Origin of the sequence: Gardnerella sp. 2492, from assembly GCF_050320365.1 — a bacterium.
GTDB lineage: Bacteria > Actinomycetota > Actinomycetes > Actinomycetales > Bifidobacteriaceae > Bifidobacterium.
Genome location: NZ_CP186952.1, coordinates 1028095 through 1040337, shown reverse-complemented (window position 1 = coordinate 1040337; position 12243 = coordinate 1028095). Strand labels below are relative to the sequence as shown.

Below are 12243 nucleotides of genomic sequence, written 5' to 3'. Positions count from 1 at the left end.
TTGTCAAAGTTTTATATACACAATTATTTTCTTGTATTAGAAGGAGAAGAATATGAGTAATTTAGAAGATACAAAAGCACAAATTCCGTCCGTATTTTGGACAATAGCCAATGGCGTATTTCTTGCTAGCGGAATTGCGCTGATTGTAATGCGTAATGATTATCTATGGGGAGTGCCTCAAATTACCGCTGGATTATTTGGCCTTGCAACCATGTTTCTCATTAAAAAACCGTGGTGCGCACAGCTATATTTTATCGTATCTTCACTAGCTGTAATAGCAAATGGGCTTATGGAAATATTCGGCATAATCCACGGATCTGGATACGGTTATGTTCCGCTGATTATTGGCATAATCGTGCTTCTATTTATAGGCCTTGACAAGGATGAAAGTTCAAAAGCTCTTGGCATAGCCAAAAATAAGTAAAAGCATTAGACTGCGAATTTTAATATAAAAACATATCACAATTTTCAAAGGTCAAGCTGTAGCCACACATCCTACGGCTTGACCTTTGATTATTTATCTGTTAATGATTTGTTTTGCATAGAGTTTATACGTTACCGAGTGATTGACTTGCTCAGAGGTCTAATATCACTCTATTAAATCACCGCTTAAGGCTATCCTCGTTAAGCAAAAAATCGAATAGATCCATGGTGACTACCCCACGATTATCTCTTGTAGCATGCAACCCATTTTTCGTAACTACTATCTTTTTGAAAGAATTATCAATATAGTAAAGCGAGCGCTTTTCTTGCAATGATTTTTCTTCCGTCGTCATAGCGAGCGCAGATTGTATATAATATTTTTCACTTCCCAAAGTAGCAATAAAATCTATTTCCAAAGATTTTTGCGCATAAATATCATGGTTATTTTTATCTTTTCGACCAGTATTTTCGGCAATATTCATTTCGCCAATATCCACGTTATATCCGCGATATCTTAACTCGTTGTATATAACATTTTCCATGATATGCGACTCTTCGATTTGCCTAAAATTAAGCAAAGCGTTGCGTACTCCAATATCTTCAAAGTAAATTTTGAACAAGGAATCAATGTATTTTTTGCCCTTAATATTGTACTTCTGAGCTTTGCTTACAAGAAAAGCATCACTGTAGTAGTCTATAAAACGACTAACAGTTTCTGAAGTAATTTCTCCATATCCGTGGCTAATAAACGTGTTAGAAAGTTTCCTTGTGTTAACAGGAGCGCCTATTGACGAAGCTATTACTTGCAGCGTTTCAAAAAGCGCCTGCTCTTTTCGCACGCCGTTTCGCTGAACTACATCTTTCAAATAAGTTTCTTTAACAAGATTTTCAAGGTATTTTATTTGTTCCTCAACATTTTGCATTTTAGCTACAAGCGGTATTCCGCCAGTAACAATGTAATCTGCCCAAGATTCTGAAACCGTTTTGCTAGAACTTTCCATGTATTCAGCAAAAGTAAGAGGTTGAACGTGAACTTCTGTGCTTCTCCCCTTAAATTCAGTAACAATGTCTGATGAAAGAAAACGGGAGTTAGATCCAGTAACATATATGTCTAAATTTGCGTGCCTTAAGTAACTGTTAAGTGTGCCAACAAAATTATCAAGCAATTGCACTTCGTCGAGGAAAATGTAAAACTGGTCACTATCATTTATTTGCGACGCAATGTAGCGACGGAACACTTTAGCATTTATAACGTAGCCAAGTTTTTTATCTGCGATTTTTACTGGCTCGCCATTTGCAAATGGCTCAAGACGATCAATATCTTCGTCTGCATCAAATGCAAACCGAATAATATTACTCTGCAAAACACCTTGAGAAATAAGAGAATTATAGAACAGCTCGTTAAGAATGAAGGATTTTCCCGCGCGGCGCACACCAGTAATGATTTTAACCAGGCCGTTCCAACTAAGCTGGTTCAGTTTCTTTATGCACCTTTGACGATTGAAAATCATTCACATTCCTTTTCTTTCCACTTCTATCTTCAATTTAGCAAAGTACTTTGGATTTCGCAAGATAGAATCAGCGAAAATAGGGCATATTTGGCACTTCTATCTGATATTTTCCAAAGTACTTTGGATTTTGCAAGATAGATTGGTTTTTGTGGAACTACTTTTCTTGCGCAAGTTCGATTGGCGGATGCTCCGCGCGGAAAGCATTTACGTGCGCTTCAGACGCATACCCTAACGCAAAACCAGTAATCAGCGCATACTCCGGCGGAATGTCGAATACTTCGTCAAGCGGTGAACGCCATGTAGCAAGAACGCCAAGCGGGCATGAATCTACGCCTTGCTCTTTGGCAGCCAACAGTAACGTTTGCAGCATAATTCCAGCATCCAGCGCAGCAAACGGCAGAAAATCGCGACGAACAAGCACAAATCCCATAACTGGCGCACCAAATGCCTGGAAGTTGCGTAAAGTGTGAGCATTTCGAGCAGGAAAATCTTTACGATCAATATTTAAATGTTTATACAACGCCAATCCTAAACGCGCACTGCGCTCTTTAAGTGATTGTGGATACGGAGCCATTACAGGAAAATCTCCATCCGGCTGGCTCATTTTCTGAGCTATAATGCGCTCTTCTTCGCTAAGAGTTGCGTCTTTAGTACGAAACATTGTTTTGCATTTTTGCGTATAAGCATCAATAAGCTGCTGCTTACGTTCTCCTTGAGCAATAGCAAGCATGTAGCCACGAGTGTTAGACCAACTCGGCGATTGTGCAGCTGTTTGCAAAATAGTTTCAAGGATTTTAGAATCGACTGGTTTATTTAGAAAATCACGTGCGGAAAATCGCGACTTTGCGAGTGCTTCAAAAGTTTGTGTAATCATGCTTTTTAGTATATCTCACCAAATACGTACGCAGTACTCTCTCGCGTTTGGAGGGTTTAGTGTCAGTATTTGCTCCATTTGCGAGAGTGTGTTTGTTTACGATTTTTTTGCTGATTACTTAAAATTGTCGAAAACACATAATCAGTTGGTGAAATAAACAAAAATCATGGTGATTTTGTCGAAAACACCAAATCAACCGATATTTTCTACAAAAAGCAAGCCGAAATTGTCGAAAACACATAATCAGCCGATGTTATAAACATTTTCTAACAACTACAAAAATTATTTAATGCGCGCTCAAGCATGTTGTCGCGCCCACGATTGGAGTTGATTCAGTTGTTTACTACTCCATTTGTGAGACTACTTTCTCGCTTTTGGAGGGTGTCGGCTTGCGTTTTGCTCCAATTGTGAGACTACTCTCTCGCTTTTGGAGGGTTTATTGTTGTGCAGTGCTCCATTCGCGAGAGGACAGTCTCGCGTTTGGAGGTTTAACTTAGACTTACTGCTCCATTTGTGAGAGGACACTCTCGCGTTTGGAGGGTTTATTGTTGTGCAGTGCTCCATTTGCGAGAGGACGCTCTCACGTTTGGAGTTGATTCAGTTGATTACTGCTCCATTTGCGAGAGAGTGTTCTCGTAAATGGAGTTGTTGATTAGATTATTTGCTCCATTTGTGAGACTACTAGCACGTAAATAGAGGATTACAAAAAAACAAGAGTAAAAAAAACAAAAAAGCGGGGAACAATCAAGTTCCCCGCTAGAAAAATAATGCGGCAGCGTGCTAGTCTCCCACACCCTATCGAGTGCAGTACCCTCACCGTGTCAGGCCTTAGCTTCCGGGTTCGGAATGGGACCGGGCGTCTCACCTGAGCCATGACCACCGCAAAACTATATTATACACTCACAAACCAGTAAGTGGAAACGTGGCAGTCTGGGAACCGGACATGAACGCGAGAAAAAACTTTTACCAACCAATCGTTAAACGAAACATTTAGCACTCAATACTATCACAGAAGAATACTAGTCAAGAAACTCACACACCCAACCCCCCAAAAAAAGGAGATCAAGAAATGTCACCATCACCCATTAGTACTAGTCAGCTCCACCCCTTACAGGGCTTCCACATCTAGCCTATCAACCACGTGTTCTACATGGGGGCTCACACACTAAAGTGCATGGAATGCTTATCTTGGAGCAGGCTTCCCGCTTAGATGCTTTCAGCGGTTATCCCTCCCGAACGTAGCTAACCGGCGGCGCCACTGGCGTGACGACCGGCATACCAGAGGTTCGTCCACCCAGGTCCTCTCGTACTATGGGCAGGCCTCCTCAACATTCCAACGAGCGCAGAGGATAGAGACCAAACTGTCTCACGACGTTCTGAACCCAGCTCGCGTGCCGCTTTAATCGGCGAACAGCCGAACCCTTGGGACCTGCTCCAGCCCCAGGATGCGACGAGCCGACATCGAGGTGCCAAACCATCCCGTCGATATGGACTCTTGGGAATGATCAGCCTGTTATCCCCGGGGTACCTTTTATCCGTTGAGCGATGCCACGTCCGTACGCCGGCACCGGATCACTATCTCCGACTTTCGTCCCTGCTCGACCCGTCAGTCTCACAGTCAAGCCCGCTTGTGCGATTACACTCAAAACCCGATTGCCAACCGGGTTGAGCGGACCATTGAGCGCCTCCGTTACTCTTTAGGAGGCAACCGCCCCAGTTAAACTACCCGCCAGGCACTGTCCCTAACACGGATAACGTGCTGAGGTTAGACGCCAGATATGGAAAGAGCGGTATTTCACTATTCGACTCCACGCAAGCTAGCGCCCACGCTTCACAGCCTCCCGCCTATGCTACACGATCCACACCTAACGACAATACCAAGGTATAGTAAAGGTCCCGGGGTCTTTTCGTCCTTCTGCGCTTAACGAGCATCTTTACTCGTACTGCAATTTCGCCGGGCTCCTGGCCGAGACAGTGGGGAAGTCGTTACGCCATTCGTGCAGGTCGGAACTTACCCGACAAGGAATTTCGCTACCTTAGGATGGTTATAGTTACCACCGCCGTTTACCGGGGCTTAAATTCACCGCTTCGCAAAAACTAACGGATCCTCTTAACCTTCCGGCACCGGGCAGGCGTCAGAGCGTATACAGCGGCTTACGCCTTCGCACGCTCCTGTGTTTTTGGTAAACAGTCGCTACCCCCTAGCTTGTGCCACCCCCAACAGCTCAACAATGTAAAACCATATCACCATCAGGGGTCTCCCTTATGCCGAAGGCACGGGAGTAATTTGCCGAGTTCCTTGGCCAGGATTCGCCCGATCGCTTCGGTATACTCTACCAGACCACCAGTGTCGGTTTAGGGTACGAGCGGAATCACACCTCACGTTGAAGCTTTTCTTGGCAAACAGGATCACCGGAATCAGCCATACAGCCTACCCATCACGCCTCAGCTTAAATATCCCCCGGATTTACCTAGAGGACAGCCCACACGCTTAGCCACGGAAAACCACCTCCGCAGCCGGCTACCTACCCGCGTCACTCCCACGCTAACCTACTACCAATACAGTCCCAAAACCAAACCAGCCAAAAACCCCGAAAGGAAATCAACCAGAATAATCAAGGTTAGTACTCTCAGATTCAGTTCGAACGGTATAACACCGGTACGGGAATATCAACCCGTTCATCCATTCGACTACGCCTGTCGGCCTCGCCTTAGGACTCGACTCACCCGGGGACGACGAACGTGGCCCCGGAACCCTTAGTCATCCAGCGGACGGGATTCACACCCGTCTCTCGCTACTCATGTCTGCATTCTCACTCCTGTAAAGTCCACGACAAGTTCACACTGCCGCTTCACCCCATACAGGACGCTCTCCTACCCCGCATGAAAAAATCACACAGTCGCGTCTTCGGTGGCGTGCTTAAGCCCCGCTACATTGTCGGCGCGGAACCACTAGACCAGTGAGCTGTTACGCACTCTTTCAAGGGTGGCTGCTTCTAAGCCAACCTCCTGGCTGTCTATGCGACTCCACATCCTTTCCCACTTAGCACACGCTTAGGGACCTTAGACGACGATCAGGGCTGTTTCCCTTTTGACGACGGAGCTTATCCCCCGCCGACTCACTGCCGTGATAAACCTAACAGGTATTCGGAGTTTGGCTGCTATTAGTACCCGGTATGGGCCCGCAAGCATCCAGTAGCTCTACCCCCTGTAAGCAATAACACGACGCTGCACCTAAATGCATTTCGGAGAGAACCAGCTATCACGGAATTTGATTGGCCTTTCACCCCTAACCCCAAGTCATCCCCCCAGTTTTCAACCTAGGTGGGTTCGGTCCTCCACACGGTCTTACCCGCGCTTCAACCTGCTCAGGGCTAGATCATCCCGCTTCGGGTCCAGGACATGCGACTAAAACGCCTTTTAAAACTCGCTTTCGCTACGGCTCCCCCACCCGGGTTAGCCTCGCCACATACCACTGACTCGCAGACTCATTTTTCGATAGGCACGCCGTCACCCCACAAAAAGGCTCCGACGGATTGTAAGCGCACGGTTTCAGGAACTATTTCACTCCCCTCCCGGGGTGCTTTTCACCTTTCCCTCACGGTACTAGTACACTATCGGTCAGACAGGAATACTTAGGCTTACCCAACGGTCTGGGCAGATTCACGCGGGATTCCACGAGGCCCGCGCTACTTGGGAATAAGCATAAAGAGACATCGCACGACAAGCTACGGGGCCATCACCCTCTACGGCTGGGAATTCAATCCCATTCACCTAGCACGACATTTTATCACTCTCCTCAACCCCGTCAGAGGCTGAACAACCAATCCCACGACCCCGAATGCGCAACACCTGACGGTTATCACACGCACCCGGTTTAGCCTGATCCGCTTTCGCTCGCCACTACTCACGGAGTATCCTTTCCTGCAGGTACTGAGATGTTTCACTTCCCTGCGTACCCCCCACAAAACTGTGGTGACCACCCATAACAGTGGCCGGGTCTCCCCATTCGGAAATCCTCGGATCAAAGCCCACTCGGCAGCTCCCCGAGGCATATCGCAGCCCGTCACGTCCTTCATCGGTCCTGTCTACCAAGGCATCCACCATACGCCCTTACCAGTGACACCCACTAGCAAGAAACCTACCAGTAAACTCCTAGACAACAAATCATCACACTAAACGATCACAAAACGATCAAGACGACTCCACCAAAATGGAGCCGGTCGAAATTGATAAAAGCAAAAAACAAGACAAAACAAAAACGAATCATCTCATCAATTACTCGCGTCCACTATCCAGTTCTCAAACCACCACAACACCAAGAACCCAAGCCAAAACCAAAAAGCCTCAACCCGTAATCCAAGGATCGCAAAGGACCGCAACCCCAAAACAAAAGGGGGGTGGCAATCCGGGAACCCAAAAGCATGCCCACACTACAAACAGTCAACAACCATTTCCACACCAGCAAACCACACTCAACCGAGCGTGCACAAAAACTCCGTAGAAAGGAGGTGATCCAGCCGCACCTTCCGGTACGGCTACCTTGTTACGACTTAGTCCCAATCACGAGCCTCACCTTAGACGGCTCCCTCCAAAAAGGTCAGGCCACCGGCTTCGGGTGCTGCCCACTTTCATGACTTGACGGGCGGTGTGTACAAGGCCCGGGAACGCATTCACCGCGACGTTGCTGATTCGCGATTACTAGCGACTCCGCCTTCACGTAGTCGAGTTGCAGACTACGATCCGAACTGAGACCGGTTTTAAGGGATCCGCTCCATGTCACCATGTCGCATCCCGTTGTACCGGCCATTGTAGCATGCGTGAAGCCCTGGACGTAAGGGGCATGATGATCTGACGTCATCCCCACCTTCCTCCGAGTTAACCCCGGCGGTCCCCCGTGAGTTCCCGGCATAACCCGCTGGCAACACAGGGCGAGGGTTGCGCTCGTTGCGGGACTTAACCCAACATCTCACGACACGAGCTGACGACGACCATGCACCACCTGTGAACCTGCCCCGAAAGGAAACCACATCTCTGCAGCAATCAGGCACATGTCAAGCCCAGGTAAGGTTCTTCGCGTTGCATCGAATTAATCCGCATGCTCCGCCGCTTGTGCGGGCCCCCGTCAATTTCTTTGAGTTTTAGCCTTGCGGCCGTACTCCCCAGGCGGGACGCTTAACGCGTTAGCTCCGACACGGAACCCGTGGAATGGGCCCCACATCCAGCGTCCACCGTTTACGGCGTGGACTACCAGGGTATCTAATCCTGTTCGCTCCCCACGCTTTCGCTTCTCAGCGTCAGTAACAGCCCAGAGACCTGCCTTCGCCATTGGTGTTCTTCCCGATATCTACACATTCCACCGTTACACCGGGAATTCCAGTCTCCCCTACTGCACTCTAGCCCGCCCGTACCCGGCGCAAACCCACCGTTAAGCGATGGGCTTTCACACCAGACGCGACGAACCGCCTACAAGCTCTTTACGCCCAATAATTCCGGATAACGCTTGCGCCCTACGTATTACCGCGGCTGCTGGCACGTAGTTAGCCGGCGCTTATTCGAAAGGTACACTCACCCGAAGGCTTGCTCCCAATCAAAAGCGGTTTACAACCCGAAGGCCTTCATCCCGCACGCGGCGTCGCTGCGTCAGGGTTTCCCCCATTGCGCAATATTCCCCACTGCTGCCTCCCGTAGGAGTCTGGGCCGTATCTCAGTCCCAATGTGGCCGTCCGCCCTCTCAGGCCGGCTACCCGTCGAAGCCTAGGTGGGCCATTACCCCGCCTACAAGCTGATAGGACGCGACCCCATCCCATGCCACTAAACACTTTCCCAACAAGACATGCGTCAAGTTGGAGCATCCAGCATTACCACCCGTTTCCAGGAGCTATTCTGGAGCATGGGGCAGGTTGGTCACGCATTACTCACCCGTTCGCCACTCTCACCAACCAGCAAGCTGGTCAGATCCCGTTCGACTTGCATGTGTTAAGCACGCCGCCAGCGTTCATCCTGAGCCAGAATCGAACCCTCCACGAAAAAATTCAATGAAGAGCCAACAAAAGGCTCCAAAAAATAAGAAAAAGACGAGACATCCTTATAAGGAAAGGACATCCCAACAAAACCTCACCACCATTTAACCATCTCTCAGGCACCCCACAACTTGTGAGGCTGACAATGAACTGGCAATCATTAACTATATAAGTAGTACAAACACGCTCTTGAGTTCTCAAACCACCACCACACCAGCCGGCTCATCAACCCCAGAAGGAGAACCAGCCGCGCTGAGCAGCAAGAGATAAACTTACACCAAACAACACCCAAAAGCAAATCCCCCTCCAGTAAACACCACAAAACCATTGAAAACAAGCCAAAACACCGGCGTGTCGAAAACACGAAAAAACAAGACAAAAACCAACACCAAACCAAAAACCCAACCCAAAACCAACAAAAAATAAACAAAAAACACGCCACAAACCAAAAAACCGGGCGTGTCACAAACCAAAAACACAAAAACAAACCAAAAACGGAAACAGAAACGGAAACAAAAAACAGCTATCCAATCGTAATTATTCAAATATTCAACCAACCGCAATATGTAAGTACTATATATCTATATAAAAGCTAAATATAAAATCAACCACAAAAGAAAACGAGAATAGCACTATGAGCACCATCAACAACAGTACACATAAAAACAATCACAGCCATCATATAGTAGTACTAACTGGAGCTGGCATATCTACTAGCGCAGGAATACCCGATTTTCGCGGTCCAGACGGCGTATGGACTAAGCATCCAGAGCAAATGAGCGTTTATGACATAGACGCATTCCTAAGCAGCGAAGAAGATCGCGTTTACTCTTGGCGCTGGCAAAAAGAATCACCTGTTTGGAACGCTCAGCCAGGAACAGCACACAAGGCGCTTGTAAAACTTGAGCAAGCTGGAATGCTAGATCTAATCGCCACACAAAATTTTGATGCACTTCACGAAAAAGCTGGAAATAACCCAGATATTATAGTGAACTTGCACGGCAGCATCGGAACATCACACTGCATGAGCTGCCATGCAAGCTACAAAACTGCCGATATTATGGCAGATTTGGATGCACATCCAGATCCGCATTGCAGACGCGCTCTGCCGTACAGTGGCAATATGCCTTGCAATGGCTTAATTAAAACTGACGTTGTGTATTTTGGAGAAGCACTTCCTGAAGGCGCTATGGAAAGAAGCGCGCAAGCAATAGTTAAAGCAGACGAATTGTGGGTTATTGGATCAACTCTTGAAGTATTTCCAGCTGCTTCTCTAGTACCGCTAGCTGCGCGTGCAGGAGTGCCGATTACGATAATGAATCTAGGCTCTACGCAATACGACTATTTGGCAGAGCGCATTATTCGAGAAGATATTGCGAAAGCTCTGCCAAAATTAGTAGACGAAACTATTGCAAAGTGATTATTAAAAAATAACTATTACAAAATAACTATCACAAAGTGACAGCAATACCTTCCCAAGGAGATAGTGTGCCATTTTTAAGCGATATAAGCGCGTGATTTACGTCGTAGGTTGTAACTATTACGTCACCTTCTACAAAGCTGTCAGAAGCGCTATTTTGCAATAATTGCGCACTTTCTGCGGGGATAGGAACAGTTGAGTCGGTCATATTAACCATTACGAGCATGCGTTCTGTAGAATCTTCCTGCTCTTTGCAATCAGATTTAAGCTCGCGCAAAAAAGCGTACACACACTCGTCGTCAGCATCAACCAAATTCCAAGAACCTGCGGAAACAATCGGCTCCGAATGGCGCAAAGCAATCAAATACTTGTAAAAAGCGTAAACAGAATCTGAATCTTCCATCTGCTCAGCCGCATTAATATCCGCATAGTTAGGATTCACACTAATCCATGGCTCCGCGTTATTTTTCGATGCGACATTAAAAGGCATAAATCCCGCATATTTAGAAGCATTCCACTGCATTGGAGTTCGAGAATTATCGCGACCACGCTTTGCGAGCGCATCCATCATCGACTCAGCAGACTGAATATGTGCTTCTTCTACGCGCTGCTTAAACATATTCAACGCTTCCAAATCACAATACTGCTCGAGACGCGTAAAGTGCGCGTTAGTCATGCCAATTTCTTCACCCTGATACACGTAAGGGGTTCCGCGATGCATGTGGAGAAGCATTGCAATCGCCTTAGCGGAGCGAACTCGCATCTCGTCGCTAGCCTCACTACCCCAGCGAGAAAGCGCACGTGGCTGATCGTGATTATTAAAGAACAGGCTCGCCCAACCAGCATCCGCTACAGCCTGCTGCTGTTCAGCCATCACACGCTTTAATGCCGTAAGCTTAAGCGGTACAGGATTCCACTTAGTTCCGTTTTCGCAATCAATATCCACGTGGTTGAACAGGAACAACATGTCGAGTTCTTTGTGAGCAGGATCCGTAATATATGTGTTGCGATGCGCTGAAATTCCCGGAGCCTCACCAACAGTAAGATAACCTTCGCGCCCTTCGAAAACTTCTGCACGCATCTCGCGCAAGAATTCGTCTAAACGAGGACCATCCGAGCAGAACGGAAATGGAGAAGAATAGCCGTCGGCGCCAGCCGGCAAATCTTCAATCTTGCAACCAACCTCACCCGGCAAACGGCCTTCAGAATCAACATGCTTTGAAATCTGCGTAATCACATCCATTCGGAAGCCGTCGATTCCGCGATCCATCCACCAATTCATCATCTTGTACACTGCAATGCGAACCGCAGGATTTTCCCAATTCAAATCTGGCTGCTTTGGTGAATACTGGTGAAGGAAGTATTCTCCGCGCTTTGGATCATAAGTCCACGCGGAACCACCGAAATACGAGCCCCACTTATTTGGCTCTGCACCCGGCTCACCAGGCACGCAACCTTCACGCGCAGGTCTCCACCAATACCAATCCGCATAATCACTAGAAGCATCTCTTGAAGCCTGGAACCAAGCATGTTCGTCAGAAGTGTGATTTACTACCAAATCCATCACAACTTTAAGACCGCGCTCGTGAGCTCCAGCCAGAAGCTCGTCCATATCTTCCAAAGTTCCAAAAAGCGGATCAATATCTTGATAGTCGGAAATATCGTAACCGTTATCGTCTTGTGGTGACTTGTAAACAGGGCTAAGCCAGAGCACGTCAACACCTAAATCGGCCAAATAGTCAAGGCGTGATGTAATGCCCTTCAAATCGCCAATTCCGTCGCCATTAGTATCCTGAAAGCTTCGCGGATAAATCTGATACACTACAGCATTTGCCCACCAAGGGTTTGGTGTAGCGCCGTTTGTGCGCACGGATTCTGGCAAGTTCGCTCTGTCAAAAGTAGTCATTTAATCCCCATTAATTAGCAGTTAAGTAAACAAAGATATATTAACGTTACTAGACAACACTAATGCGTCGCATAACAATATAAGAG

5 protein-coding genes and 3 rRNA genes are annotated in these 12243 nt (G+C 47.4%); 2 read left to right on the top strand and 6 right to left on the bottom strand.

Annotated elements, in window-relative coordinates:
* The first annotated feature begins 52 nt into the window (after positions 1-52).
* Complete coding sequence (locus ACPFYS_RS04095; RefSeq protein WP_427876096.1) at positions 53-424, top strand: hypothetical protein; 372 nt, start codon at positions 53-55, stop codon at positions 422-424.
* A 178-nt stretch (positions 425-602) separates the two neighbouring features.
* Here ACPFYS_RS04095 and ACPFYS_RS04090 read toward each other — a convergent pair whose 3' ends face one another.
* The 5 genes from ACPFYS_RS04090 to ACPFYS_RS04070 form a co-directional block, all read right to left on the bottom strand.
* On the bottom strand, positions 603-1934 hold the full coding sequence (locus ACPFYS_RS04090) for an ATP-binding protein (protein ID WP_427876094.1): 1332 nt from the start codon (positions 1932-1934) through the stop codon (positions 603-605).
* Between the two features lie 154 nt (positions 1935-2088).
* Positions 2089-2808 carry a nitroreductase family protein gene (locus tag ACPFYS_RS04085; protein WP_427876092.1) on the bottom strand — a complete coding sequence of 240 codons (720 nt, stop codon included), beginning with the start codon at positions 2806-2808 and terminating at the stop codon, positions 2089-2091.
* 767 nt (positions 2809-3575) lie between these two features.
* Positions 3576-3692, bottom strand: a 5S ribosomal RNA gene (gene rrf / locus ACPFYS_RS04080).
* 182 nt (positions 3693-3874) lie between these two features.
* Positions 3875-6935, bottom strand: a 23S ribosomal RNA gene (locus ACPFYS_RS04075).
* 377 nt (positions 6936-7312) lie between these two features.
* A 16S ribosomal RNA gene (locus tag ACPFYS_RS04070) occupies positions 7313-8838 on the bottom strand.
* The 16S, 23S and 5S rRNA genes sit together here, the layout of an rRNA operon.
* 627 nt (positions 8839-9465) lie before the next feature.
* On the opposite strand from ACPFYS_RS04070, the gene ACPFYS_RS04065 reads away from it, so the two are divergent.
* Entirely contained in the window at positions 9466-10251 is a 786-nt protein-coding gene (locus ACPFYS_RS04065) for an SIR2 family NAD-dependent protein deacylase (protein WP_427876091.1), read from the top strand.
* 31 nt (positions 10252-10282) lie between these two features.
* On the opposite strand, the gene ACPFYS_RS04060 is transcribed toward ACPFYS_RS04065, so the two are convergent.
* Positions 10283-12157 (bottom strand): alpha-glucosidase, encoded by a 1875-nt coding sequence (locus ACPFYS_RS04060; RefSeq protein WP_427876089.1) that lies wholly within the window; start codon positions 12155-12157, stop codon positions 10283-10285.
* Between the last annotated feature and the right edge of the window lie 86 nt (positions 12158-12243).

Excerpts from the sequence above, each read along its gene's own strand:
- ACPFYS_RS04095 (WP_427876096.1), top strand. The coding sequence starts at position 53 with ATGAGTAATTTAGAAGATACAAAAGCACAAATTCCGTCCGTATTTTGG.
- ACPFYS_RS04060 (WP_427876089.1), bottom strand. The coding sequence starts at position 12,157 with ATGACTACTTTTGACAGAGCGAACTTGCCAGAATCCGTGCGCACAAAC.
- ACPFYS_RS04065 (WP_427876091.1), top strand. The coding sequence starts at position 9,466 with ATGAGCACCATCAACAACAGTACACATAAAAACAATCACAGCCATCAT.
- ACPFYS_RS04090 (WP_427876094.1), bottom strand. The coding sequence starts at position 1,934 with ATGATTTTCAATCGTCAAAGGTGCATAAAGAAACTGAACCAGCTTAGT.
- ACPFYS_RS04085 (WP_427876092.1), bottom strand. The coding sequence starts at position 2,808 with ATGATTACACAAACTTTTGAAGCACTCGCAAAGTCGCGATTTTCCGCA.